Consider the following 26,662-nt stretch of genomic DNA (forward strand, 5'->3'; position numbering starts at 1 on the left):
TGCACTCAGGCCGGATAGTAGATTATTTCTGCTCTTCACAGCGTTGCACGGTATCGACGATCATTTGATACCCGGTGCAACGACACAGATTTCCTGCCAGGCCACGGCGGATCTCAAGAATGGTTAGCGGCTGATTACGCGGTTTAGCCAGCATCGCAGTTGTCGCCATGATCAAACCTGGCGTGCAAAAGCCGCACTGTACGGCGCCGGATTTCGCGTAAGCCATTTGAACGTGGGAAAGCTGACCCCCCACCGATTCGCCTTCCAGAGTGCGGATATGCTTTCCTTGCGCCCATGCGGCCAGATACAGACAGCTATCGATGGCAGTTCCGTCAACCAGTACGGTACAGGCACCGCATTCACCTACACAGCACCCTTGCTTCACGCTGAGCAATCCCTGTTCGCGTAACAGTTCGGAGAGCGGCATCCCCGGCATGATGCTTAGCTGAAAAGGGACGCCATTGATTGCGCATTCCATCGCGATTCTGTCGGTGTGGTTCATTGCAGTACTCCCCCCGCCGCAACGACGGCTTCACTGATCACTTTTTTCGTCATCGTCTGGATCAGATGTAGACGAAACTCCTTACTGGCACGCCAGGAAGAGCGCGGAGCGACGTCCTGGATGACGGCTTCGCTGATGGCGTCCAGCGTTTGCTGGGTTAATGGTGCATTTTGCGCCGTCTGTTCGGCATGCTGACAGCGGATTGGCGTTGGCGCGGCGACGCCAAAAGCCAGCCGTAACTCACTGAAATTGCTATTCTCCAGTCGACAGAAGGCCGCGCAACCGATCGTGGATATATCCATGGCGTCACGCATTGCATATTTAAAATGCGCGCTGCCGCTATGGGGGGGGGGCTGCGGCGGGAAGTGGAAGGCGACCAGTATTTCATCATGTTCAAGAGAAACTTTGCCAGGGCCGGTGTGAAAACCGTTAATCGCGGTGAAACGCACCCCCTTTGGTGAATGGATCTCCAGTGTGGCGTTATAGATTAAGGTCGGCGTCGCAGAGTCTGCGCTGGTCGCGCCGTTGCAGATATTGCCGCCGTAGGTGGCGACGTTACGGATTTGCGGCCCGGCGATGGAAGCGGCAGCGGCGCACAATGCAGGGAGATGGCGTTGCGTTAAGGGGTGTTCAATCAGTTCGTAAAAGGTGGTGGCGGAGCCTATTCGCAGTGCGCCATCATCGGCAAGCGTAATCCCTTTCAGCTCCGCCAAATTGTGAATATCGACAATATGGCGATAGCGGTCATTGTGGTGATGAAGTTGAATCAGCACGTCGGTTCCACCTGCCAGCAGTTTCGCTTGCGGATAGCATGTCAGCAGGCTGATGGCATCGGAAATAGCCGAAGCACGGTGGTAAGAAGCAAAATCAAACATGGTGATATCCTCAAATCAAACCTGCCAGATGGAACTCCTCAAACAGACGTTTCGGCGTCAGGGGCAGCGTATCGATTGCTACGCCTGTTGCCATTCTTACTGCATTGCGAATGGCCGCTGCGACGGGAATGATGGGGGGCTCACCCAATGATTTATGTCCGTAAGCGGATTGCGGCTCCTGCGTTTCGACAAAGGCGCTTTCCAGTTGTGGGAGGTCGGGCATGGTGGGCATTTTGTAATCCAGAAGGTTGGGATTACGCACAATGCCGCTGTCGGCATCGATGATCATCTCTTCAAACAGCGACCAGCCAATGCCCATTCCCATACCGCCGTGTACCTGACCTTGTGCCAGCAATGGGTTCAGGATATGCCCGGAGTCGTGGACATTAAGGATTCGATTAATGGTGACCTTGCACAACGCGATATCGACCGTCAGATCGACAAACGTGCAGCCAAACGCGGGCGGATTTGTGGTGGTCTTTACCGAGCATTCTGCAGACAGTTGACCGCCGCGCTCGGGATGATAAAACGCATCCATGGCCAGATCTTTTAATGACAGTAACGGCTCGTCCGGACGATCGGTAAGGACGATATTGCCGCCTTTCAGCGTCAGACTCATGGCTGACTGGTGCACTATTTCAGCGGCATGTGCCAGGATTTTCTCCCGCAGTTGCAACGCCGCTTTGCGCAGTGCCGGAGCGGCAACATAACTCTGGCGAGAGGCGAATGCGCCTGGATCGAACGGCGTAACATCGGTGTCCTGTGTTGAAATGACATGCACATCGCTGACCGGTACGCCGACGGTTTCAGCCACCATCTGTGAGAACACGGTATCGGCCCCCTGGCCAATTTCCGTGGCGCCGCTCTGTACGTTGATTGTTCCATCCTGGTTCATCAACAGGCGGGCGCCGGAGATCTCGACCCCCACAGGCCAGGTGTTGGACGTATAACTAAAGCAGGCGACGCCAATCCCCCGACGAATATTACCCTGCGGATGGTTCTGGCATTCAGCGCGGCGCGCATCCCACTCGAACAGTTCGCGGCCTTTTTCCAGACATTCCGGGAGCCCTGCACTGTAGATGCGTTTTCCCGTGATTGGATTCGAATCCCCCTCACGGGCAGCATTGCGTAAACGGATATCCACCGGATCGATACCCAATGCGGCGGCGGCGTCATCCAACATGGACTCTACGGCGAATACCACCTGCGGTGCGCCATATCCACGCATCGCGCCAGCGGAGGGGAGATTGGTGTAGCACGTTGTTGATCGGTAAGCGTAAGCGCTGCGAGGATAAAGATATGCGACCTTACTCCCCCCGGCAGAAGCGATGGAGTGGCCGTGCGAGGCGTAAGCACCGGTATTTGACAGGACATCAAGACTGTAGCCTTTCAGCGTACCGTCACGGTTAATGCCCAGTTGCCCGTTTATCGTAAACGCATGGCGGGTGCGGGATGCGAGGAAACACTCTTCACGGCTGAGAGACACTTTTACTGGAATGCCGCCGAGTTTGCTGGTCAGAAATGCCGCCATCGGCTCTTCCAGCACATCCTGTTTGTTGCCAAAACCCCCACCGACATACGGTTTGATAACCCGAACGCTCGACCACGGAATGCCGAGCGCCTGACCCACCACCCGACGTACAATATGGGGGATCTGCGTGCTGGTGACGATTGAAATCCGGGAGTCTTCTTCCATCCAGGCAAAAGAGGTCACGCTTTCCATATGGCAATGCTGAATGACGGGGGTTTGATAGCGGCCCTGAATCTTATAGTCCGCCGCATCAATCTCTTGCTGTACATTGCCGGTCGTCATTTCGCTCTGGTTAAGCAGATTTCCACTGGCATGAATCTCGACGGCGTCAGGTGCCAGAGCCGCTTCCAGCGTCGTGATCACAGGTAACGATTGCCATTCGACGTTGACCAGCAGCGCTGCTTTTTCTGCGGTTAATTCATCTCTTGCCACGACGATAGCGACAGCATCCCCGTGATGGCGAACGTGGCGGGTTAGCAGAAAACGGTCGGCAACATCACGTTTCTTGTCATCCAGGCTCCAGGCATGACCTGCGGTCGCAAACGCAATATCAGGCACATCCTCCCAGGTAAAGACGGCCAGCACCCCAGGCAGATTTTTGGCCTGATCGCAGTTGATGCTGACGACATAACCATGGGCAATAGGGCTACGAACGTATTTCGCGTAGCACATGCCCGCCATAACATAATCATCAGTGTATCGAGCCCGTCCGGTGACTTTCGCAATAGCATCCACGCGCATGCAAGATTCCCCGGTTGCGGTTGCTTCCCGCGCTTCCATAGACATCCCCTTGATTTGAACATTTAGTTCTTACGGCCATGTATTCGTCAAATCAGGCAAGAATTACGCCAGAAAACCAAATTGGCGGAAGGATGTCAGGGAAATGTGATGATGTTAAAAATATAACGCTGCCACGGTGTAATAAACGCAGAATTCTGCCTATTCCACTTATCATTATGAGTTTAATCAAATCATTGTGATACACGGGCATAACGTCGTGATACCGCTCATGGCGATCCTTTCCGGACGCAATACATTGGGCATCCGGCTTCTGGCTGTTATTATAGGGGGTCTGGAAATATTGCGAGGAATGGTTTTGAGTGCGGGATGCCTGAACAAAAATAGCCTGAGTATTGCGATGTTACTGTGCGCGGGGCTGCTATTAGCCGGTTGCTCCAGCGATCAATCCTCTGATGCAGGCAGTTATTCTGGTTCTGTTTACACAGTGAAGCGAGGGGATACGCTCTACCGCATTTCGCGTGTGACGGGAACCAGCGTTAAAGAAATTGCGCGTCTTAACGGAATTTCGCCGCCTTATACCATCGAAGTCGGGCAAAAGCTGAAAGTCAGCGGCGGGGCCAAAACCAGTAAAGCATCCAGCAAAAAAACGACAAAATCCTCGACAAAAACGGCTGCAGTCACACCGTCTTCTGCGGTGCCGCAGTCTTCCTGGCCTCCTGTGGGACAACGTTGCTGGGTATGGCCTGCCAACGGTAAGGTTGTCCTGCGGTATTCGACAGCGGATGGCGGCAATAAAGGGATTGATATTTCTGCTGCGCGTGGAACCCCAATCTATGCGGCGGGTGCCGGGAAGGTGGTGTATGTCGGCAACCAATTACGTGGTTATGGCAACCTCATTATGATTAAACACAATGAGGAATACATCACTGCGTATGCGCATAACGACACGATGCTGGTGAATAACGGGCAAAGCGTGAAAGCCGGGCAGAAAATCGCCACGATGGGGAGCACTGACGCCGCTTCCGTGCAGTTGCACTTCCAGATTCGCTACCGCGCTACGGCTATCGATCCTCTGCGATATTTACCGCCGCAAGGGAGTAAACCAAAATGCTGACGGCGAATTAATCGCCAGTCAGTGTGCGAGTCCCTTGCTAACAAGAGCGTAAGGTTTATAATGCCTTACGCAATTCAAAGCGGGCGTAGTTCAATGGTAGAACGAGAGCTTCCCAAGCTCTATACGAGGGTTCGATTCCCTTCGCCCGCTCCAAAACCATTCTTTCAGTACCTATCTCGTTGAATCCCTTGAAGACGTGGCGTAAAGCCTCCCGACAGTAGCTGACTGTAACCTACTGTGTAACCCTGATTGGGTCTACAAGCGATGATTCAGACTGCCAATGCTTATCTTTATCAACGGAAGGGTATTTACTGTTTCAGATTGAAGGTGAGTAGCACTCACAATAACCATTATAAGATGACCTCATTATGCAATCGAAAAGAGAATTAATTGCACATCAAAGCGTAGTAGACCTGCATCAATGGATTGAAGAGGTGTTTGCGGGACGTTCTGATTATCCCGCCGCGTTGAATCGCCTGCTCGGCAGTTTCAGCCCGTCGTTCAAAATGGTGACCATGAAAGGGCAGAGTATTGGTTTTGAGGAGGTGGAAAAACTGTTTCGCAATAACACAGGTGGTCGCCCGAACCTGCAAATTGACATTGATAGCTTTGAAACCCTGCAGTTGTCGGCGTCTTCAGTCATTTGCCGTTACCGTGAAACTCACCGCAATGAGGGCAATGTGCACTCTCGCTGGTCGGTTGCCGTGATTGATATCCAGAATGAGCAACCCTGCTGGCATTATCTGCATGAAACAGCGATTGCGGACTGATGATGAAGTCATATTACATTGAACAGTTTCGAAATCTGACTGACGGTGTACAGGAAAGGGCGTCCATCACATCACTACACACGATGTTTCAAAGGCGGCTGTAGCGGCGATTTTTGGGCGAGCATTAAATTCCGTTAGATTGCAAGGTGAGGTTAATTATCAGAAGATCTCATCTTCGAATAATTCAGCATTCCGTGGCTATATCAGTATGAACTTAATTGCTGACAGGACGAAATATATTGCACAGGCGATTTGTATTACCCGGAACCCCCATCTGGCATAGCGCCATTGATGCCGTTCATTGGCATCAGCCTCTGCAATAGCAGGGTCGCTATGCTCTTTTTTTCGCTTTACCCTCAGAGCATCAACGGCCCACAGGACAAGGATCGCAGCAACAATTGTTTTCAGGAGAAGGCTGATTAGTTAATTCCCTTTCGTTATCTGATACATCTGCCAGCGCGTAACGCTTTCGCTAGTCGTATTCAGGTACATCGTTTCAGGGTGACGGGGCTTTACCTATTTCGCTCCGGTAGACGGGGACACGCCGGGTAGTCCCGGTCAGATTATCAAAGACGTCCGTTTCCGATGTGGCTATCACCATGCCCGCTTTTCTCAACCGCTGCACATCTGCTGCGATGCGCTGAAGACCAAACCAGAACAACCCGTCCAGTGCGGTGACCTGCAGTCCGGACGTCAGCGCCTGCCGGAGTCGTTCGCGCGGAGCCTTCACCTCTTTTGCAATGTGCTGATAAGGTGTCGCGGTGGTTCCTGTCGGATCCACCCGTCGTATACGGGTCGCAAGGCGGTACTGGTAGGTTTCAGGGATATCGATAAGATTCTCTTTCAGACTCCAGACGCAGCCAAAGCGTTTTCCGTTAAAGGTCACGTTTTTCTGGCTAAGCTGAAATTCCTCACGCAGGCTGGCAATTAACTGGGGGGTACGGGTTAGCAGAAGACGAAAAGGAAGCTCAAAGCTGGTGACGTAATCCACATTCAGCAAGGCAATACGCACTCGCGTCAGGGGATCGGCTTTCTCATCACGGCATTCCGCAATCACATCCGCCCATTGCTGGCTAAGACGTGGCGTCTCAGTTGCTTCCGTAAAACGATATTTTTCAATCTGATAGTCAATCAGTCCCGTCACCCTGAGTTCCCTCCCGATTACATTTCAGTCTCAACTCTTCACTTTACCAGCACGGAGGGATCTCTGGAAAAGTCATTTTCACGCGACATGGATTTGCTTGCCTTTGTTTTCATCTTACTGCCATTGTTTGTGGGGAGGTTAAAACTGTATTGGTTAATGAATTTGGCCACCTGAACAGGGGTGATCTGCCCAACTCATTCTTGACCAAAATGACTCAGATGCAGTCAGTACTCTGGATGTTGGTCTTTCTCTTTCGAACGTCAGAAGTAAAGATAATTCCCGCTACCGCTGGTGGCGGGATTGTTTGCTTCTGTCAGTTTGAGTCCGATAACAAACAAGGATATTTCCTTTAACTGACCGGGGGCGACTGCGCACTGTTCGCCTCTGCGGGGTGAGGGCCGCCGTGCTCAAATCCTGCCGATCTACCATTTAGCGGGCAACTGTTTTAGCGACACCAGACAGCCGTTTTCTATCTCTATATATTCCCCTTTTTGCAGCTGTGATAACACATTCATGATATTGCTTCGCGACATCGCAACACGCTCCATGATGTACTTTGATACGTTTGTTTTCTTTTTGATTTCATCAGGTTGCATATTGAGGTCTGTGAGTAAGCCTTTAATGATTTCGTAAGAAGTTGCGCCATGAAGAGAAGCGTCACGGGCGTACATTCGTTGAACCATAAAGCATAAAAAATAGGTAATATCCTGCCAAAGATCTTGATTTTTACCTAAAACCGCCATGAAATCAGTGAGCGATACTCTGAGCAACTCACAGTCATCTTCAACGCGAAAATGACCAACTACCGTTGTAGTCAAAATCTCAGTCAGGCCAAGAATGGCTTGCGGATAAACGTAAGCGACGGTTTTGTTGGTTGCCAGGCTACAGAATGAAACGTGCCCACTGAGTAATATGTAGCAAACTTTTTCGCCATTTTTGTCCATGGACAGACGGTTTCCACGTGCTTTTGTCATTGGCGTTCCAACAGGCGTAAGCTTCTGAATGATTCTATTAATGCTCTCATAAGGTGGTTTAATCAGAAAAACAGATTCATTGTAAGTCCGTTTATAGTTTTTATGGGGGAGGGAGTTGTTCATGGTGAATACCTTATACACATTTTAAACAACGGGGCCGACGCCACCGAAATATTACAGCTATGAGTATAGACAGAAGAGAAAACAAAAAAAGAAGTTACATATAAATTATATGCCTGAAAGGTAAAAATAAAACTGACATGAAAACTATAGGGGCAACGCTTTGTCTCGATATTTTGTTGTCAACGCTCACTGTGGTATAAACGTTACGGGTTTAATTTTTTAGTTTAAAATCAATGTATTATGCGTGATTGTGCTGTTTCGGTAAAAATGAGTCAGGCAATGGAAAACCCTCTTTTGTTGCGTGTGGTTAGGGAAGGGGGTGTCCAAATTCGGACAGATATCGTTTTGACTAAACGGGATGGGAATCACAAAATACACACACCAACTGATTGCGCTCCGTGAGTAATTTCACCGAGAAGTGATTCGACAGAATACATCGAATGTTATTTAATGGCGATTTTTAAATTCAATTTAATTGATTTAATTGCCCAGTTGCATCCGTGTTTGATGTTGGTCCGGTTTGCTTTATTTCATTAATGAAATGGAATAATAAATTTAATCTCAACATAAAGTAACGCAGTAAGGAAATATCATGAATTTGAAAAAAATCGTTCTGGCAATGGCTATGGCTTCCGGTATGGCAATGGGTGTGGCTCATGCGGAAGATCAGGGGCACGGTACTGTAACCTTTACCGGTTCTATTATTAATGCTCCATGCTCTATTTCTCCGGATACGATTGACCAGACGGTTAACCTGGGTGAAGTCTCCAGTGTTGCACTGAAAGACAACGGTACTTCTGTACCGCGTCCGTTTGATATCAAACTGGAACAGTGCGACACCTCTACCGTGAGTACTGTCTCTACGACTTTCACTGGCGCAGCGTCTACAGGTAACAAAGATTTACTGGGTATCACCGGTACGGCGAAAGGTGCTTCCATCGCGATCACCGACGGTTCTGGTCAGGTTATTACTTTGGGTACCGCGTCTCCGGCGCAGACTATTCAAGATGGCAATAACACCCTGGAATTCTCTGCTTACCTGCAGGGTGACGGTGCTTCTGCCACTATCGTCCCGGGTAGCTTCCAGTCTGTTGCTGATTTCACCCTGTCTTACCAGTAATTTTGCCTGACAGGTACTCGTGAGTATCTGTCAGGCAATTCACCGTGCCAGGTGTGTAATTTATCATGGCTGGCACGGTGTGCTATTCCAGTAAATATTTGGAATCAATATATGAAGAATTCTTTCAGGGTGAGAGTGCTTCCCTGCATGCTGGTGTGTTGCGTCTGGGGAATGGCTTTTGCCCAGCCCTTCAGCCCGGGGCATGGTAGCGTCAGCATGCAAGGCAGCATTATTGATACCCCCTGTGCGATAGCCACCGCGGATCGCGACCAAACGATTCATATGCGTAAGGCTACCGTGGGTGAAATTATTCGTAACGGATATGGGCCAGAGAGCGAATTTTCCCTGGAACTGGTGAACTGTACTTTACCGTCTTCATCGTCAATGGGAAACGATCATAACCGTTTCAGCGTAACATTTGATGGCCCGGCAGAAGGTAAGAACTTTAGCGTAGTGGGTGTTGCGGGCGTTGGGTTACAAATTATTGATGCCGCCGGTAATATCGCTATCCCGGGCCAGGCCTTGCCAGAGAACTTAATTACGGCTGGCTCACAATATCTGACTTACAAACTTCGCTTGGTAGAAAATAGCCATCAATTTAAAACTGGCGATTATCATACTGTTTTGCGATTTAAGGTCGATTATTTTTAAATATACACAAAGTGAAAAATGTAATGTTAAAAACAGTTTCTCGTCGTTTTCCTTATATTTTTGACGGTGTGTTTAATCCTATTGCTATAGGCGTATTTATTGCGATCGGTTCAATGCAAATTGCCCAGGCTGAGGATGCTGTTGAATTTAATACCGATGTATTAGACGTCAAAGAGCGTAGCAATATCGATCTTGGTCAGTTCTCAAAAGCCGGGTATTTGATGCCAGGTAAATATCAGATGATTATTCGTTTGAATAAATCTGAAATTCCTGAGCAGACTATCGAATTTATCACCCCGGAAAAAGACCCTAAAGGCAGTGAAGTGTGTTTGACACCGGATATTGTGAAATTATTCGGCTTGAAAGATGCGGCACTGAAAGAGGCAAAGTGGTGGCATGACGGACAGTGTCTTGATCTTAATTCGCTCGAAGGGGTAACGGTTCGCCCTGATTTGGGCAGTAGCGCATTGTATGTCAGCGTGCCACAGGCGTTTCTGGAATATACCGCAGAGAACTGGGATCCGCCTTCACGCTGGGATAATGGTATTCCGGGCGTGCTGTTCGATTACAACCTGAACGCCATGTCCACGCGTCAGGAGACCGGGGGGCGGAGTAATAGCGTCAGTGGTAACGGCACGACCGGAGCCAACTTCGGGCCATGGCGATTACGTGCCGACTGGCAGGCGCAGTATCAGCAGCAGAGTGGTGACAGTTCAGGCAATCAGCAAAGCTGGGACTGGAGCCGCTACTATGCTTATCGCGCCATTACGTCGCTTAAGGCGCAGTTGATGATGGGGGAGAACTACCTGAATTCATCGTTGTTCGACAGCTTCCGTTTTAGTGGTGTGAGCCTTGCGACGGATGATAAACAACTGCCGCCGAATTTGCGTGGTTATGCACCGGAAGTGACCGGCGTTGCAAAAACTAACGCCAAGGTCACGGTAAGCCAGCAGGGGCGAGTGATTTATGAAACGACGGTCGCATCGGGGCCATTTCGAATTCAGGATTTGAACTCGGCCGTCTCCGGGACGCTGGACGTTAAGGTAGAAGAACAGGATGGCAGCGTGCGTACCTGGCAGGTTGACTCAGCGAACATTCCCTATCTGACGCGTCCGGGGCTGGTTCGCTACAAGGTTGCTGCGGGTAAACCGTCGGACTATGACCACCATAGCCAGGGGCCGGAATTCGTAACGGGTGAGTTTTCCTGGGGCGTGAACAGCGGTTGGTCATTGTATAGCGGCGGCATTTTTGCCGGTGATTATAATTCTGCGGCGATAGGTGTTGGTCGGGACCTGCTGAATTTTGGTGCGATCTCATTTGATATCACGCATTCGCAGGCCGCCATTCCAAACCAGGCGACGAAAAGCGGTAACTCTTATCGTGTGAGTTATTCCAAACGCTTTGAAGAGATGGACAGTGAAGTAACGTTCGCGGGTTATCGCTTTGCTGATCGCAACTACATGAATATGAATCAGTATATTGATGAACGCTATCACGACAACACTGATGAGGGTGATGATAAAGAGATGTACACCATCACTCTGAATAAGCAGTTCCGCCCGTTGAACATGAGCGCCTATTTGAACTATAGCCACCAGACCTACTGGAATCGTGAAGCGAGTGATAACTGGAACCTGTCGGTATCGGATTTCTTTGATATTGGTCGGTTCAAGAATATCAACGTCAATCTCTCGGCGTTCCGCACGCAGTTTGACGGTGCACAAGATGATGGCATGTATATCGGAGTCACGCTTCCCTGGGGGGAAAGCGGTACGCTCAGTTATAACGGTCAGATTAACGGCAGTGATAACAGCAATACCCTGGGGTATTACGATCGCATCGATGACAACAATAATTATCGCATTGATGTTGGCACCAGCAGCGATGGCGGCGGTACGGGCAGCGGCTACTTCACCCATGAAGGGGATATGGCCAGCATGACGGCGAACGCCAGTATGACCGGCAACAATAGCAACGCGTTAGGCTTGTCGCTTCAGGGTGGGATGACCGCCACTGCTCACGGCGCGGCGTTACACCGAACCGCTGCGGCAGGCGGCACCCGCATGATGGTGGATACGGACGGCGTGAGCGGTGTTCCCATCAGGGGTTACGGCGGCGACGTGAAAACCAACTACTTCGGCAAAGCCGTGGTGGGCGATATCAACAGCTATTACCGCAGTGATATTACCGTGGATTTGGACGCACTCCCGGAGAACGTCGATGCGACGCGCTCTGTCGTCGAAGGCACCTTAACAGAAGGCGCTATTGGTTATCGCAAGTTTGGCATTTTAGCCGGTGAAAAAGCGATGGCGGTTATCAAACTGGCTGATGGCTCAGCACCGCCGTTCGGCGCTGAAGTTCGCAATGGAAGCGGAGCGCAGACAGGGATTATCGGCGATGGTGGCAGTACCTGGCTTGCAGGTATTCGCGCCGGAGAAAAAATGGACGTGAGCTGGGACGATGGCGTGCAGTGCCGGATAGTGCTGCCCACACCGTTACCAGAACTGGGTAAGGGGCTGCTACTGCCCTGTGTCCCGGTGAAATGAGGATGAGGCAACGGGGGATCACTGATGATGCCCCCTCCCTGCCCAGGCCCGGACGCCCTAACCCTTTAATCTCTTAAATTTTGTAAGAAGTGAACTAACCATGACCAAGACTCAGAAAGTGACCAAAACCGTTCTCAGCGTTGTTGCCCTGGCCCTGTTGGCTCAGCAGGCGCATGCCGCCATCGCCCTCGACCGTACCCGTGTGATTTACGATGGCAGCAAAAGCTCAATGAGTGTGCCGATCACCAACCAAAACAAATCCCTGCCGTATCTCGCACAGTCCTGGGTAGAAGATGCCAGTGGCCACAAACTGGAGACGCCGCTTACCGCGTTGCCGCCGCTGCAGCGTGTTGAGCCGGGTGCTAAAGGGCAGGTGAAAATACAGACCACCGGTAATCCGGCTTCGTTACCGCAGGATCGTGAATCGCTGTTCTATTTTAACGTGCGCGAAATTCCACCAAAAAGTAATAAGCCCAATACCTTGCAACTGGCGTTGCAAACCCGCGTGAAGATGTTCTATCGCCCGGCGGCACTGGCAATTGGTCAGGGGCAGGAAAATGAAGCTGAGAAGAAACTGACGCTCACCCGCCAGGGTGAAGGTTTTGAACTGAACAATCCGACACCGTACTACGTCACTATCGTTGAGGCGAAGGCGTCGGTGAAAGGCGAGAACGTGAGTGGCTTTAAGCCAGTGATGGTGGAACCGAAGGGTAAAATTGCGCTCGGTGGCAGCGCGGCGGCACTGGGCAAGCAGCCGATACTGACGTTTATCAATGATTTTGGTGGTCGTCCACAACTGACGTTCAACTGTGCAGGCAGCAACTGCTTTGTCAGTAATGTAAAAGCGGGCTAACCGCTGAGGGCAGGAGAACATGATGAACGCTGCACAGACTCCGCTTTCAGCGATTTGCCTCACGCTGTTGCTCGGCCTGACGATGGCCGCTTCCTGCCAGGCTGAGGATGGCTGGAATATCGATGGTGAGCATGGTGAGCTGCATGTTTACGGCACCTTGAGCGAAGGTGGTTGCCGCCTGGGTATGCGTTCTGAATTTCAGGAAGTGGTGATGGACAGTTCTGCTCTGGGGACAATGAAAAAACCGGGCGACAGAGGGAAATCAGCCGACCTGATCCTGCGCTTGTACGACTGCCAGCGCGGAGGCGGTAAAGAGACGTACAACCGGCGCGGAACGGTGACGTGGGATGCGATTCAACCTGTTCTCACCATCAGTTTTGAAGCGGTGCGCGATCCGGATAACCCCTCGCTTTTACTGATGAAGGGCGTTCACGGCGCCGGTCTCAGTATTCTCGATACCAAAGGACGACAGGTTCGCCCTGGAGAACGGGGGCAACCGCAGTTTGTAACACCGGGCAGTAATCAACTGGTTTACACCATCACGCCGGTACGCACAAAAGGGCCGCTCATTGCCGGGGCATTTAGAACGGTAGTTGATTTTAAGGTGAGTTATGACTAACCGTAATTATCGCGTGATGTTGGTTCGTTTTGTTTTATTGGTCGTTATCGCTCTCGGTGGCCTTACTTCTGTGGTGAGGGCGGATACCGGTGATAAATATTCGCTGGATGTTGCGATCTCCGGAACGGTAGTGGCCAATGGCTCCTGTGGCTTTAATCAGAATGGTTCACTCGCCGTGAGTTTTGGCACGGTGGTGCTAAAAAATACCGGGAATAACACGGTACTGCTTGATGGCGATTATCAACGTCCACTGGCCAGCGACTTCTTCTGTTCAGGCGATGTCGCCGGGCTTTTACAGATGCAGTTTACGTCGGCTTCCGGCAGCTATGAAACCTATCAGGGCACCAAAGTACTGGCTACCAGCAGAGGGATTGTGGCGATTCAACTGTTAGTGAACGGTGTGGCGCAAAACATGGGTAGCTGGTTCAACGTTGGTACCGACAGTTCACAAGTATTACAGGCGCAACTGGTGCAGATTGACACCAACAATAGTAGCAATGTTGACAGTGGCGATACGTTTACCGCCTCCGGTACGCTGACGCTGGCGTTCAACTAGGCAGAATGATGATGAATTTCACCATACGTATTTTAAAAGTAGTGAGTCTGCTTTCCCTGGTTTTCGCCTCAGACCTTCAGGCTGAACAAACGGGAGATACGGTAACCTACAATTTTTCCGGCACCTTTGTGGTCTCGACGCCTTGTACAGTCAATAACGATCAGGTGATGAATATCCCTTTTGGTAACGTCGGGGTGAAAAGGGTGAACGGGGTGGATTACCAGAAAATCATCCCGTATACCGTTGATTGCCATGGCGCGCCGGATGATTCGCCGTTAAATCTGATGGTAACAGGTACTGTAACGTCCTATGACAATGCCGCGGTAACGACCAGCGCAGATGGGCTGGGAATAAGAATAGAGGCGAACGGTCAGCCGATGCCGTTAAATGAAGCACTGTCTACAACACTAGGCTCGGTTTCATCGATAACGTTGACCGCAGTGCCGGTAAAAGATCCGTCTAAAGAATTAACCGAGCAGCCATTTACGGCAGTGGCAACGCTGACGGCAGAATATCAGTGAGTCCATCAATGAGACACAAATATAGACTTATCATGTTTGCTTTTCTGATTTCCAGCGTGGCTGCATTTATTTCGCCGGTTCAGGCAATAGAAAATAACCTGAGCTTTAATGGCACGCTGGTGAGTGAACCTTGTGATTTAGACCCCGTGACATCGGATATTACGGTTGATTTTGGTACCGTGATTGAAAAATATCTGTACCTTAATACGCGGACTAACAGTAAAACATTCACCATTAACCTTATAAATTGCGATATCACGCTGGGAAATCAGGTTACTATCACGTTTAAAGGTACGGAAAGTATGGCATTGCCGGGGTTGTTAGCCATTACCGGTTCGGCAAAGGGGGCGGCAATAGGCATGGAAATGCCGGATGGTACACCACTGCCTTTTAACCAGCCTACACCGCAATTGACCTTAAATAACGGAACAAATACCTACACTTTTCAAGCTTTCCTTGAAGGTGAGCCGGATGAGATAAAAAATCAATCTGTTGTTCCCGGTAGTTTTTCGGCGATTGCCACTTTTGAAATGAATTATAATTAGTGTTCAGATATTATGAAGATACAATCCTTTAAAGCAGATATAGATGTTTCCAAATATATTGTGGCTTTATGCTTTTTTCTCTCGCTGTGTATTATTTGCGTTGGAAAATGTCATGCATCGATGACGCATGTTTTTGGCGGTGCTTATTCCGATTTTTACACCGAACCCTCAAGCGCGCAATTCTGTTCTCAAGGAGCGACTCTATATCCGCCATCGGGTGAAGTTGTATGGGCAGTGCCAACATGCACGCTAAACGTTCCACAAAACAACTATGCACCCAAAACTGGAAATTACTCAATCGCAATTGATGTGGGGGGATATGGATGGACTGGGGGTGGGGTACATATTGATTCAACAAAACCCATTAGCCAACAGTCGCTTGATTTTTCTTCAGGTTCTTCTACTCACGGCTTATCAGGTGCAGTGGGGAAACTGTGTTACTACTTGTACGGAGAGGGTAAATTCTACCGATTTAACGGTTGGGATTATAGCGGTTGTAGCAAAGGGGGAACCACGCCATTTCCTCCAGACCCACCCGCGCCCCCAACGACCTGTACCATTAATAATTCAAATGCACTTAACGTCAATTTAGGCACACTTGATCGCGCATTATTAGTGACGGTACCCGGAACAGGATCAGCACGGCATATACAAATTCCTGTTGAGTGCAGTGGTGCGCCGACGATATCGGTAAATATGACGTTAAGTTTTACGCCCATGAGCATTAATGGCAAACAAGTTGTTCAGACGTCTGCAAATGGATTGGGGGTATCAATCATTTATAATGAACAGATCCTCTCTAAATCGGATGTGACACCGGTGCAGTTTAATTCAGGGTCTAACGTCATTGATTTAGCATTCGAGGCGGTGCGTGATCCTAATACCGTGGTTGGTGATGTACCTACGGGGGCATTTAGTGCCAGTGCTACCGTTATTATGACTGAACAATAAGTGTTATTAATAATATGTTTGCTGTAATTTTTATTATCTGCTGCCTGATTTCGTGCTGGTACCTCCCCTCCGCGGGAGGTACTGGGGTGAATCTGGGTTATAATTTACTTCTTCTTTCAGGTCTTGGCCTGATAGTCATCCTCACCGCCCTCAGAAGCCCTTCTCGTTCCAGGGCGAATGATAATCAGATATTGATGCTTTTGGGTGCTGCTTGCCTTATTGTCCCCTGGGCTTTACAGATTAAGAATAGCCCTGGGTGCATTATTCTGCTGATGGCCATTTTGTGCTGGTTGCTGATGCGGCGTAAATACATTAGTGATACGCATAAACATCAGGTTGTCATGCTGATCTTTTGCCTTGCGATAATGCAAAGTGCTATTGCGTTGCTGCAAACATTTTTCCCGACGCTGGCTTACCGTTTATATGAATATAACTGGCTGGCTAATCACGGCAGGCCTTACGGTATATTTCAGCAATATAATCTGTTAGCCAGTTTTCTGGCGACGGGATTCGGTTGTGGGGTGTTGTTATTGCTGAGAGAGACACGCAGGAATCTCAGTGTGGTCTGGCTGGTGGGACTTACGCTGCTCTCCTTTATGCTATCACTTATCCAGTCGAGAACCGGGCAGTTGGGCGCACTGATCATTGCGGTGGCGCTGGCCTGTCTCTATGGTGGAAAACAAAAACGCAGAGTGGCCATTCTACTTGCCCTTTGCTTCGTCGCCGCAGTTATTGGGCAATGGGTTGTACAGCACACGCATGTCCTGGTCAATGGCAAAATGATCTTAATGGCACGGGCATTCGAAGGTTCTAACAACGAAAGGTGGCATATTTTATCGACCACGATGAAGATGATTATGCTCAAGCCATGGTTGGGATGGGGTTACGGCACCTATGAGTACGCATTCAGTCGATACTGGATGTTGCATTCCGATCCTGGCTATCAATACGCTGTTGTTAAACATCCTCACAACGAACTTCTCTTCGCCTGGTTCCAGGGGGGAATTATTGCCCTGCTGGGGATGATTTTATTGTTCGTGGGCTGGGTCAAAAATATTATTGTTGCTGCCCGGAATAAAAACGTAACCCTGGGGTATACACTCTTAATTATACCGCTGCTTGTCCATCTTAATCTGGAATACCCATTTTATCAGTCATTTATCCATCTCGCCGTGTTTGTTGTCCTGCTGAGATTGGGCGAGCAGGACAAACCGGCAGTGGTGATGGAGAATCATCGGACCACGCGTATCGCCTCTGTAATGACCGGGGCAGGACTGGTTTGCTATAGCATTGTAGCGCTTTGTGCCCATCAGCAGCTGACGCGCTATGAACGGGAGGGATACACCTTTTTCCCTAACCCGATGCCATGGTACTTTTCCGCGCAATATGAACGTGCGCACTATGATGCGATGGTGGCCATACTGATCGATTATAACCGCACGCGAAATCCCAATGATCTGGCGGTGTTTATGCGTAGCGGAGAAAAATATTTAGAAAAACATAATGATAAGAATATATTGTCCAGCATGATATCCATTGCACATTACCAGAGACACTGGAGCGAAGCAGATCGACTTGAATGCCAATTCAACAAGCTTTTCCCTGAGTCATAATAAATCGCCATGGATAATCCAGTCACTTCCGGGTGGTTGATAATATCGATGTTCATATTCCGCCGGTGACATTTGAGTGCTCGAGCTATGCCGGCGCTTACTGTTATAAAACATTTTGATGTTATCAAAAATATCACTCCAGGTTTCTTCCCGCGTTCCGTAGATCGTTTTCTTTACCCGGTCACGCTTCAGTAACTGGAAAAAACTGTCCACAACCCAGTTTAAACTCTCCAGGATAACACTTACCGCTCATGGGCCTCTCTCTTAAAACCATCTTCAATGACGCAGGGGTGTCTGTGACATCTGTGGCAGTTAGTGTTCATATCTGTTTTTATGAATGTGTGTTTGATTTTATTTTTGAGCGGCGTATCCTGTCTTTACATTGAACAGGAGGAATGATGTCTCTGACTTCTCTACAACTCTTCAAAACGCTCTCCGATGAAACTCGTCTGGGCATTGTGTTGCTGCTCAGAGAGATGGGGGAACTGTGCGTGTGCGATCTCTGCACGGCGCTGGACCAGTCGCAACCTAAGATCTCCCGTCATCTGGCAATGTTGCGAGAAAGCGGTCTATTGCTGGATCGTAAACAGGGCAAATGGGTTCATTATCGCTTATCTCCACATATTCCTTCCTGGTCTGCTCAGGTGATCGAGCAAGCCTGGTTAAGCCAACAGGACGACGTTCAGGCTATCGCCCGTAAGCTGGCATCCGCCAACTGCTCTGGTAGCGGTAAAGCGGTCTGCATCTAAAAAATTTGCCTGAACATATGTGATTTTTCGAATGTGAGGTGTTGAAATGAAAACGTTAACGGTATTTGACCCCGCGCTGTGTTGTAGCACCGGTGTCTGCGGTACAGATGTCGATCAGGTGTTGGTTGATTTTTCTGCGGATGTGCAATGGCTGAAAGGGCGTGGTGTTCAGGTAGAGCGTTACAACCTGGCGCAACAGCCGATGAGCTTTGTTCAGAACGAGAAAGCGAAAGCATTTCTTGAGGCTTCTGGAGCAGAAGGGCTTCCGCTGTTGTTGCTGGATGGTGAAACGGTGATGGCTGGGCGTTACCCAAAACGCGCTGAACTGGCTCGCTGGTTTGGTATTCCGCTGGAGAAAGTAGGATTAGCGGCTTCAGGCTGCTGTGGTGGCAATACGTCTTGTTGTTAAGTATGTCAGGAGGACAGATGAAATTCTTACAGAATATCCCTCCCTACCTGTTTTTTACCGGTAAGGGGGGCGTGGGTAAAACCTCGATTTCCTGCGCCACGGCAATTCGTCTGGCAGAGCAGGGCAAACGGGTACTGCTGGTGAGTACCGATCCGGCCTCAAACGTAGGCCAGGTCTTTGACCAGGCGATTGGCAATACTATTCAGCCCATCGCCACCGTGCCTGGATTGTCGGCACTTGAGATTGATCCCCAGGCCGCAGCGCAACAGTACCGGGCCAGAATCGTTGACCCCATCAAAGGACTTCTGCCTGATGAGGTGGTCAATAGCATTAATGAGCAGCTTTCGGGAGCCTGCACGACAGAGATTGCCGCGTTTGACGAGTTTACCGGATTGCTGACTGACGTCTCTCTGCTGACCCGGTTTGACCATATCATTTTTGATACTGCGCCGACCGGTCACACGATCCGCCTTCTTCAGTTGCCAGGCGCCTGGAGTAGCTTTATTGAAAGCAATCCCGATGGCGCGTCCTGTCTCGGGCCGATGGCGGGGCTGGAAAAGCAGCGTGAACAGTATGCCCATGCCGTTGAGGCGCTTTCTGATCCGCAACGCACCCGATTAGTTCTTGTCGCCCGACTGCAAAAATCCACCTTGCAGGAAGTTGCGCGTACGCATGACGAACTTGCCGCGATTGGCCTTAAAAACCAGTTTCTGGTCATCAATGGCGTTCTGCCCGAAACTGAAGCGGCAAGCGACACATTGACTGCTGCAATCGGGCGGCGGGAGCAGGAGGCGCTGGCGAATCTTCCCGCCGGTTTGTCGGCACTCCCCACTGACACGTTATTCCTTCAACCGGTTAATATGGTCGGCGTGCCGGCACTGAGAGGGCTTCTCGCCCCACAACCGGAGACGGCATCATTTTCTGAAGAATACATTCAGCAACGCCCTGAAATTCCGTCGCTCTCAGCGTTAGTCGATGATATCGCTCGCAATGAACACGGCCTGATTATGCTGATGGGCAAAGGCGGGGTGGGGAAAACCACGATGGCGGCTGCCATTGCCGTCAGGCTGGCCGAAATGGGATTTGATGTCCATCTGACAACCTCTGATCCTGCGGCGCATCTCAGCACAACCCTCAACGGTAGTCTCAACAATCTGCAAGTCAGCAGAATCGATCCTCACGAGGAAACGCAACGCTATCGTCAGCATGTTCTTGAGACGAAGGGAAAAACGCTGGACGATGTGGGAAAACGCCTGCTGGAAGAAGATTTACGCTCTCCCTGTACCGAAGAGATTGCGGTTTTCCAGGCCTTTTCACGGGTGATTCGTGAAGCGGGCAAGCGCTTTGTGGTCATGGATACGGCACCCACCGGGCATACGCTACTGCTGCTGGATGCCACCGGGGCGTATCACCGCGAAATTGCGAAGAAAATGGGCGATAAGGGCCATTTCACCACGCCAATGATGCAGCTTCAGGACCCGGAGCGAACCAAAGTGTTACTGGTCACGCTGCCGGAAACCACGCCTGTGCTGGAGGCGGCAAATTTGCAGGCCGACCTTGAACGTGCGGGAATTCATCCCTGGGGCTGGATTATCAATAACAGCCTTTCCATTGCGGATACCCGTTCGCCGCTGCTTCGTCTGCGAGCGCAACAGGAACTCCCGCAAATAGAGGCAGTTAAACAGCAGCACGCCTCTCGTGTCGCGCTGGTGCCGCTGCTGGCGTCAGAGCCGACGGGCATCGAAAAACTCAAACAACTCGCAGGTTAATTTTTTACGTAAACAGGGTGGCATTGCTGCCCTGTCAGGAGGTTTTATGTTACTGGCAGGAGCCATTTTCATCCTGACCATCGTGTTGGTTATCTGGCAGCCAAAAGGATTGGGCATTGGCTGGAGCGCCACGCTGGGCGCTGTACTGGCTCTGGCGTCGGGTGTGATACATATCGCTGATATTCCGGTGGTATGGAATATCGTCTGGAACGCCACGGCAACCTTTATTGCCGTCATTATCATCAGTCTGTTGCTGGATGAGTCCGGCTTTTTCGAATGGGCCGCACTGCATGTTTCTCGCTGGGGCAATGGGCGTGGGCGACTGCTGTTTACGTATATCGTACTGCTTGGCGCGGCGGTGGCAGCCCTGTTTGCCAATGATGGTGCGGCGTTGATTCTGACACCTATCGTTATCGCCATGCTACTGGCGCTGGGATTCAGTAAAAGCACTACGCTGGCGTTCGTGATGGCCGCAGGGTTTATTGCCGACACCGCCAGTCTGCCGCTCATTGTGTCAAACCTGGTCAATATCGTTTCGGCTGATTTCTTCGGCCTGGGATTCACGGAATACGCGTCAGTCATGGTGCCGGTGGATATTGCCGCCATTACTGCCACACTGGTGATGCTGCATCTGTTTTTTCGCAAAGATATCCCGCCAACATATGACCTGGAACGCCTGAAAGAACCTGCAAAAGCCATTAAAGATCCGGCAACATTCAGAACCGGCTGGATTGTGCTCCTCCTTCTGCTGGTCGGCTTTTTTGTCCTTGAGCCGATGGGCATTCCTGTCAGTGCAATTGCGGCGGTGGGGGCGGCAATCCTGTTTGCGGTGGCTAAAAAAGGTCATGGCATCAACACCGGTAAAGTGTTGCGCGGCGCGCCCTGGCAGATTGTGATTTTCTCGCTGGGTATGTATCTGGTGGTCTACGGGTTGCGTAATGCCGGGCTGACGGATTATCTCTCTGGCGTGCTGAACGTACTGGCAGATAAAGGACTGTGGGCCGCCACGCTAGGGACAGGATTCCTGACCGCATTTCTGTCTTCTATCATGAACAATATGCCGACCGTATTGGTTGGCGCGTTGTCGATTGATGGCAGCACTGCGACCGGCGTTATCAAAGAGGCGATGATTTATGCCAACGTCATTGGCTGCGATCTGGGGCCGAAAATTACCCCTATTGGTAGCCTGGCGACACTGCTCTGGCTGCATGTACTTTCACAGAAGAATATGACAATCACGTGGGGATACTACTTCCGCACTGGGATTATCATGACCCTGCCTGTGCTGTTTGTAACGCTGGCTGCGCTGGCGCTACGTCTCTCTGTCACTTTGTAATGAGATACTGATATGAGCAACATCACCATCTATCACAACCCGGCCTGCGGCACCTCGCGTAACACGCTGGAGATGATCCGTAACAGCGGTATCGAGCCGACGGTTATTCATTATCTTGAGAACCCACCTACGCGCGATGAGCTGGTCAAACTCATTGCCGATATGGGCATCACGGTGCGGGCGCTGCTGCGTAAAAACGTGGAACCGTATGAAACGTTAGCGCTTGCCGAAGACCGCTTTACTGACGATCAGCTCATCGACGTTATGCTGCAACATCCCATTCTGATTAACCGTCCGATTGTGGTGACACCGCTGGGAACCAAACTGTGCCGTCCTTCTGAAGTGGTGCTGGATATTCTGCCGGATGCGCAGAAAGGGGCTTTCGCCAAGGAAGACGGTGAGCAAGTTGTCGATGTTGCCGGTAAACGACTGAAGTAAACATGAAGGGGGCATTTGCCCCCTTATCCGTTATTTTGCCATTTCCTCCAGCAGGTCTATGCCTACCGGCTCTTCGCTTTGCAAAGGCGTTAACGCAATGCGCTTCGCATACCGTTCTTTTACGTCAGAGATCAGCGGTAGCTCACGGCTTGCTCTGGTCAACAGGAAAGGTGAAGACGGCTTAGCGGCTGCCAGACTGTTATTCACAACCCATGCCCACGGCTCGATCTTAGCCCTGCGCAAATCGTTTTGCAGATTTGCCGCCTCCAGCACTGGCGTTGTTTCAGCCAGCGTCACGATAATCACCTTCGTTTTCTCCGGGTTCTGCAACTGCATCATTGGCGTTATCACATGGTCATGTGTTTTCCCCATCTGACGTACCATTTCACGGTGATACGCCCCTGTTGCATCCAGAAGCAGGAGTGTGTGACCCGTCGGGGCGGTATCCATAATAACAAACTGATCGTCGGCTTGTTTAATGACCCGGGAGAATGCCTGGAAAACGGCGATCTCTTCGGTGCAGGGTGAACGGAGATCTTCTTCCAGCACCGCAAGACCTTCAGCATCAAGCCCTTTCCCCTGATTTTCCAGAACAAAACGACGATAACGCTCAGTCTCTGCTTTCGGGTCGATGCGACTGACCTGAAGATTTGGCAGGGAGCCATCCAGCGTGTATGCAAGGTGCGCAGCCGGATCGGACGTCGTCAAATGGACTTTGTGGCCGCGCTTTGCCAGCGATACGGCAATGGATGCCGCGACGGTCGTTTTTCCTACACCGCCTTTACCCATCGTCATGACCAGACCTTTCCCTGTCTGGCTCAGTTCATCGACCAGTGAAGCAAGTTTCGGCAATTTGAGGGTATTCAGAACCGTAATGGGAGTCTCTGGTGCTGCATTGCTGTCAGTAAATAACGCCCGTAGCGCATCCAGACCCACCAGATTAAACGGCTTCAGGTACAGCTGCGAGCGGGGGAGATTCGCCAGATTATCAGGCATTGCCTGTAATGCCTTTTCTTCCCTCGCCAGGATACTTTGCGCCAGTCGATCGTTTTCACCTGCAAAAGGAGGCAGCACGCCATTGATGGCCAGGTGTTGATGCTGCAAACCGATAGCAGACAGCTCATCGTGCGTATGGGAAACCTCTTTCAGCGTTGAAGTCTGGGCGCGGGCGACCAGCACCAGGCGCGTAAGCGTGGCGTCAGATAACGCGTTAACCGCATCTGCGTACTGGTGTTGCTGTTTTTCCAGTCCGACCAGGGGGCCGAGATTAGCGGCGGCATCGGGATTTGCTGCCAGATAACCGCTCCACGCCCCCGGCAGTTCAAGCATACGGATCGTATGCCCGGTTGGCGCGGTATCAAAAACGATATGGTCATACTTCTCCCGCAGCTCATGGTTGGTGAGCAGACCGGTAAACTCATCGAATGCCGCGATTTCCGTCGTACAGGAACCCGAAAGCTGTTCCTCAATACTGCTGACTACGTCGGCGGGCATCATGTCACGAACCGGATCAAGCACTCTATCGCGGTATGCCTGCGCGGCAGCCATCGGGTCAACTTCCATCGCGGCAAGATTTTCTACGGTACTGATATCTGTAATTCGGTGGCCGATAGTCTGACTAAAGACCTGGCCGACATTGGACGCCGGATCGGTGCTCACCAGTAGCGTTTTCTTACCCTGATCGGCCAGCCATACCGCAGTGGCACAGGCCAGAGATGTTTTACCGACACCACCTTTACCGGTGAAGAAAATAAACGGGGGAATGTCTTTTAAAAATGGCATATTCATCAGTGATTTCTCCTCTGGAATTAAGGCATACGCGGAATGGTGCAGCAGCGTGGCTCAGTGCTGTCTTCACTCCAGTCCTGAGTCAGCGGAATACCCGCCCAACGGGCGATATCTTCACGAGTTGGGAGTTTGCCTGCCATCACCAGCGTACCGTCGAGCAAAGTGACCGGCAGAGACTCCATCCCTGATGCGTTAAGAAACGTTTTGATGACCGGCGTATTCAGGAACTGTTGCGGGTTCTTCGCAAGGCTGTAGCGCTGGATATCAACGCCGTTTTTCTTCGCCCATTCTGCGCTGGCGTTCCATTTAACCGCCTCGTCGCTGACCACGACGCTGCGGGTGGCACAGCAGCCCGCAGCTTCAAAGATCTCGATTTTTGCCATGTGTTATTTACCTCAGTGTTAGTTATTTGCCTTTACACTGAGGTAAACGAAGATGGTGGGAAAAAGATGCGCGGTTACATCATTTTTTTGTGACAGCAGACGGGAGATGTGTCATCCGCCTCAATCTGGCAGAGCGCGGTCATCACTTCTCTCAGGTGTTTTCTGGCCCGCAGCAAACGGGATTTAAACGCCGTCAGTGAGATGCCAAGCTCTTCTGCCAGCTCCTGCTGCGGACGCCGGTTCAGGTCGGATTCTTCAATCAGCCATCGCTCATCTTCTGGTAATGCCTGCAGGGTTTCAGGTAGACAAACATTCAGCATTGCAATGGCATCAGGAGATGTATCAGACAGCAGGGTTTCTTCTTCCAGTTCGACAAACTCCCTGGCGCTGCGGTGTTCGTCGATGAGCAAATTTCGCGCCGCACGATACAACCAGGCACGCGGATTTTCCATCTCACAAAAATGATCGGAATGAGCACGGGCACGCAGAAAAAGCTCTTGCAGCAGGTCAGCGGCTTTTTCCTCATCGCCTGTTTTTGAGACCAGAAAACGAAAGAGTTCAGGTTTGTGCTGTTGCCAGAAAATGGTCATACATGCGTTGAAATCACGGGTACTACTCATGTCAGACCTCCGTGGTAAAAGTGCTTTTGCGATTCGACAAAATAAAAAAAGTCAGGCTGTATTACGAAAAAAGAATAGAAAAAAGACAGGTCATTATATACCTGTCTTTTTATAGAACAATAACAGAATGTCTTTGCACATCGCGCAGGGGGCGGCCGTAACTTATACCAATATGTATAGGATAGCCTCAGGATATTATCCTGCCTTGCATGAAGGTTTATTCAATATCGTTGCTGTCGGGTAATAACATGTTGCCGTGAAAATATAACAACGCGGCTATAAACGATTTATTTTCCGACTGTTGGTTTAAAATAACCAATACCGATCGTTTTACGAAAACGCCAGTTTTGCCATTGTGGCCATAATACATCGGCGATCATCGCAATGGCTATCCAGCGGAACCAGGTGGCGAAGGTATTACTGTGTCCCTGAGGCTCTTTATATCCCTTCACCCAACCGTCATAACCTCGTTCGCCGAGCAGGGTGTCCGGGAACCCGCCGTCTGCATTCTGGAAATCGAGCAATTTCACCAGCATACTGCGTAACCAATGCTCAATTTCGTCTTTGCGTTGTGGGCAACGGGCATAACCGTGCGCCAGAATATCGATAATATCGACATCAATGCAGCTACTGCGAACAGCCAGAGGTTGCTCCAGGCAACGGCTCATTGACTGGTTGAAATAGGGAATATTTTCATCGAGTGCATAAAAGACATGCAAATTATGCGTCGCACCGCAGAGAGCAAATAATAATGCCTCCTGACTGTACTGTTGGCCTGGCCCCCAGAAACCGGAGTAGGGCTCGCTTTGCTGATTATGCCAGAAGATCATATCCTGCAAACGCTGAGCCGCAGGGCCGTTTGGATCTCTTTGCTGTTCGAGTAACAGAAAGCTGCCCATATTGACGATATTGTTCCCTTCCAGCCAGGGATCGCGCATATCGCGTTGACCTAACCATGCCCAAAAATATTGTGGGTCGAGGTACGGTTTCAAAAACGGCAGTTCGAGGCGATCCAGTTGATCCAGAACATCCAGCGTACCCATACAGTAGTTTGTTGCATGGAAGCGCATGTATTGACGAGTGATATTGGCATCCGGCCCTTTCCAGGTTTCGCTCCAGCGCAGCCCCGGCAACTGGAAGAATCCTTCCTCTTGCTGATGACCTAATACCCAATCCGCCAGCGCTTTTTTCTCCGATATTTCATCGCCTAATAAAACGCGAGCCATTGTTCCATCATACGTACCTGGCAGCAGCATCTGCGGCCACTGTTCTGGCTGATGAAGTTCGCTGACGCGTAATACGCCAGGCGTTCCGTTGGGGAGTTGCATACTGTTAAGCCAGAGGAGACTTTTCTCTTTGGCTGCAAGAATTCGTTCCTGTAACAGGCTATCGGTAAATGACATGTTCAGTTCCTATACGAT

Annotated in this window: 26 protein-coding genes, 1 tRNA gene and 1 pseudogene; 18 read left to right on the plus strand and 10 right to left on the minus strand. The window is 50.5% G+C overall.

The window, feature by feature from the left end:
• Positions 1 to 22 precede the first annotated feature (22 nt).
• The 3 genes from xdhC to xdhA are packed head-to-tail and all read right to left on the minus strand — an operon-like array spanning position 23 to position 3,688.
• On the minus strand, positions 23 to 502 hold the full coding sequence (gene xdhC / locus ACO7SM_RS03895; protein WP_490469765.1) for a xanthine dehydrogenase iron sulfur-binding subunit XdhC: 480 nt from the start codon (positions 500 to 502) through the stop codon (positions 23 to 25).
• Positions 499 to 1,377, minus strand: a complete 879-nt coding sequence (gene xdhB, locus ACO7SM_RS03900) for a xanthine dehydrogenase FAD-binding subunit XdhB (RefSeq protein WP_490469766.1) — start codon at positions 1,375 to 1,377, stop codon at positions 499 to 501. The genes xdhC and xdhB overlap by 4 nt, the downstream gene beginning before the upstream one ends.
• A gap of 10 nt (positions 1,378 to 1,387) precedes the next feature.
• Complete coding sequence (xdhA, locus tag ACO7SM_RS03905; protein WP_490469767.1) at positions 1,388 to 3,688, minus strand: xanthine dehydrogenase molybdenum-binding subunit XdhA; 2,301 nt, start codon at positions 3,686 to 3,688, stop codon at positions 1,388 to 1,390.
• Between the two features lie 316 nt (positions 3,689 to 4,004).
• Here xdhA and actS point away from each other — a divergent pair, with 316 nt between their 5' ends.
• The 3 genes from actS to ACO7SM_RS03920 all read left to right on the plus strand — a co-directional run bounded on the left by actS (position 4,005) and on the right by ACO7SM_RS03920 (position 5,533).
• Complete coding sequence (actS, locus tag ACO7SM_RS03910; protein WP_490469768.1) at positions 4,005 to 4,763, plus strand: amidase activator ActS; 759 nt, start codon at positions 4,005 to 4,007, stop codon at positions 4,761 to 4,763.
• 79 nt (positions 4,764 to 4,842) lie between these two features.
• Positions 4,843 to 4,916 (plus strand) — tRNA-Gly (locus tag ACO7SM_RS03915).
• A gap of 215 nt (positions 4,917 to 5,131) precedes the next feature.
• Positions 5,132 to 5,533, plus strand: a complete 402-nt coding sequence (locus ACO7SM_RS03920) for a hypothetical protein (protein WP_490469769.1) — start codon at positions 5,132 to 5,134, stop codon at positions 5,531 to 5,533.
• Between the two features lie 496 nt (positions 5,534 to 6,029).
• Here ACO7SM_RS03920 and ACO7SM_RS03925 read toward each other — a convergent pair whose 3' ends face one another.
• Both ACO7SM_RS03925 and ACO7SM_RS03930 read right to left on the minus strand, forming a co-directional pair.
• Complete coding sequence (locus ACO7SM_RS03925; protein ID WP_490469770.1) at positions 6,030 to 6,677, minus strand: ECs1377 family protein; 648 nt, start codon at positions 6,675 to 6,677, stop codon at positions 6,030 to 6,032.
• A 422-nt stretch (positions 6,678 to 7,099) separates the two neighbouring features.
• The gene (locus ACO7SM_RS03930; RefSeq protein ID WP_490469771.1) at positions 7,100 to 7,774 is read right to left on the minus strand and encodes a helix-turn-helix domain-containing protein; all 675 of its coding nucleotides are present in this window, start codon (positions 7,772 to 7,774) and stop codon (positions 7,100 to 7,102) included.
• 592 nt (positions 7,775 to 8,366) lie between these two features.
• Here ACO7SM_RS03930 and ACO7SM_RS03935 point away from each other — a divergent pair.
• The 10 genes from ACO7SM_RS03935 (at position 8,367) to ACO7SM_RS03980 (ending at position 17,749) form a co-directional block, all read left to right on the plus strand.
• On the plus strand, positions 8,367 to 8,894 hold the full coding sequence (locus ACO7SM_RS03935; RefSeq protein WP_490469772.1) for a fimbrial protein: 528 nt from the start codon (positions 8,367 to 8,369) through the stop codon (positions 8,892 to 8,894).
• A gap of 111 nt (positions 8,895 to 9,005) precedes the next feature.
• Complete coding sequence (locus ACO7SM_RS03940) at positions 9,006 to 9,545, plus strand: fimbrial protein (RefSeq protein WP_490469773.1); 540 nt, start codon at positions 9,006 to 9,008, stop codon at positions 9,543 to 9,545.
• Between the two features lie 23 nt (positions 9,546 to 9,568).
• Positions 9,569 to 12,091, plus strand: coding sequence for an outer membrane usher protein (locus ACO7SM_RS03945; RefSeq protein ID WP_490469774.1), 2,523 nt, complete (start codon positions 9,569 to 9,571; stop codon positions 12,089 to 12,091).
• Between the two features lie 100 nt (positions 12,092 to 12,191).
• Complete coding sequence (locus ACO7SM_RS03950) at positions 12,192 to 12,944, plus strand: fimbria/pilus periplasmic chaperone (protein ID WP_490469775.1); 753 nt, start codon at positions 12,192 to 12,194, stop codon at positions 12,942 to 12,944.
• 19 nt (positions 12,945 to 12,963) lie between these two features.
• Positions 12,964 to 13,563, plus strand: a complete 600-nt coding sequence (locus ACO7SM_RS03955) for a fimbrial protein (protein WP_490469776.1) — start codon at positions 12,964 to 12,966, stop codon at positions 13,561 to 13,563.
• A complete protein-coding gene (locus ACO7SM_RS03960) occupies positions 13,556 to 14,119 on the plus strand; it encodes a fimbrial protein (protein WP_490469777.1) in 564 nt (187 codons plus the stop codon). Before ACO7SM_RS03955 ends, ACO7SM_RS03960 begins: the two co-directional genes overlap by 8 nt.
• 5 nt (positions 14,120 to 14,124) lie before the next feature.
• Positions 14,125 to 14,640, plus strand: a complete 516-nt coding sequence (locus ACO7SM_RS03965; protein WP_490469778.1) for a fimbrial protein — start codon at positions 14,125 to 14,127, stop codon at positions 14,638 to 14,640.
• A 32-nt stretch (positions 14,641 to 14,672) separates the two neighbouring features.
• Entirely contained in the window at positions 14,673 to 15,185 is a 513-nt protein-coding gene (locus ACO7SM_RS03970; protein ID WP_490469779.1) for a fimbrial protein, read from the plus strand.
• Between the two features lie 12 nt (positions 15,186 to 15,197).
• Positions 15,198 to 16,136 carry a fimbrial protein gene (locus tag ACO7SM_RS03975; protein WP_490469780.1) on the plus strand — a complete coding sequence of 313 codons (939 nt, stop codon included), beginning with the start codon at positions 15,198 to 15,200 and terminating at the stop codon, positions 16,134 to 16,136.
• Between the two features lie 86 nt (positions 16,137 to 16,222).
• Positions 16,223 to 17,749 (plus strand): O-antigen ligase family protein, encoded by a 1,527-nt coding sequence (locus ACO7SM_RS03980; protein ID WP_490469781.1) that lies wholly within the window; start codon positions 16,223 to 16,225, stop codon positions 17,747 to 17,749.
• Here ACO7SM_RS03980 and ACO7SM_RS03985 read toward each other — a convergent pair.
• A pseudogene (locus ACO7SM_RS03985) lies at positions 17,744 to 17,971 on the minus strand (IS3 family transposase); the annotation flags it as partial. The gene ACO7SM_RS03980 and the pseudogene ACO7SM_RS03985 sit on opposite strands and share 6 nt — an antisense overlap.
• A 173-nt stretch (positions 17,972 to 18,144) precedes the next feature.
• Between ACO7SM_RS03985 and arsR the strand changes: the two are divergent.
• From arsR to arsC, 5 genes are read left to right on the plus strand one after another with little or no spacing between them, the layout of a single operon-like run.
• Complete coding sequence (gene arsR / locus ACO7SM_RS03990) at positions 18,145 to 18,498, plus strand: As(III)-sensing metalloregulatory transcriptional repressor ArsR (protein ID WP_192613370.1); 354 nt, start codon at positions 18,145 to 18,147, stop codon at positions 18,496 to 18,498.
• A gap of 46 nt (positions 18,499 to 18,544) precedes the next feature.
• Positions 18,545 to 18,907 (plus strand): arsenite efflux transporter metallochaperone ArsD, encoded by a 363-nt coding sequence (gene arsD, locus ACO7SM_RS03995; RefSeq protein ID WP_490469782.1) that lies wholly within the window; start codon positions 18,545 to 18,547, stop codon positions 18,905 to 18,907.
• 17 nt (positions 18,908 to 18,924) lie between these two features.
• A complete protein-coding gene (gene arsA, locus ACO7SM_RS04000) occupies positions 18,925 to 20,676 on the plus strand; it encodes an arsenical pump-driving ATPase (protein ID WP_490469783.1) in 1,752 nt (583 codons plus the stop codon).
• A 46-nt stretch (positions 20,677 to 20,722) separates the two neighbouring features.
• Entirely contained in the window at positions 20,723 to 22,012 is a 1,290-nt protein-coding gene (gene arsB / locus ACO7SM_RS04005; RefSeq protein WP_490469784.1) for an arsenite efflux transporter membrane subunit ArsB, read from the plus strand.
• Positions 22,013 to 22,024: 12 nt separating this feature from the next.
• Entirely contained in the window at positions 22,025 to 22,450 is a 426-nt protein-coding gene (gene arsC / locus ACO7SM_RS04010) for a glutaredoxin-dependent arsenate reductase (protein WP_490469785.1), read from the plus strand.
• A 30-nt stretch (positions 22,451 to 22,480) separates the two neighbouring features.
• Here the strand turns inward: arsC and arsA (ACO7SM_RS04015) are convergent, their stop codons facing one another.
• From arsA (ACO7SM_RS04015) to ACO7SM_RS04030, 4 genes are all read right to left on the minus strand, one after another.
• Positions 22,481 to 24,238, minus strand: coding sequence for an arsenical pump-driving ATPase (arsA, locus tag ACO7SM_RS04015; protein WP_490469786.1), 1,758 nt, complete (start codon positions 24,236 to 24,238; stop codon positions 22,481 to 22,483).
• A gap of 20 nt (positions 24,239 to 24,258) precedes the next feature.
• On the minus strand, positions 24,259 to 24,621 hold the full coding sequence (locus ACO7SM_RS04020) for an arsenic metallochaperone ArsD family protein (RefSeq protein WP_490469787.1): 363 nt from the start codon (positions 24,619 to 24,621) through the stop codon (positions 24,259 to 24,261).
• 74 nt (positions 24,622 to 24,695) lie between these two features.
• Complete coding sequence (locus ACO7SM_RS04025; protein ID WP_490469788.1) at positions 24,696 to 25,241, minus strand: sigma-70 family RNA polymerase sigma factor; 546 nt, start codon at positions 25,239 to 25,241, stop codon at positions 24,696 to 24,698.
• Between the two features lie 287 nt (positions 25,242 to 25,528).
• Positions 25,529 to 26,644 (minus strand): hypothetical protein, encoded by a 1,116-nt coding sequence (locus ACO7SM_RS04030; protein WP_490469789.1) that lies wholly within the window; start codon positions 26,642 to 26,644, stop codon positions 25,529 to 25,531.
• Between the last annotated feature and the right edge of the window lie 18 nt (positions 26,645 to 26,662).

The sequence above is a fragment of the Citrobacter sp. LJND-P06 genome (assembly GCF_058188415.1).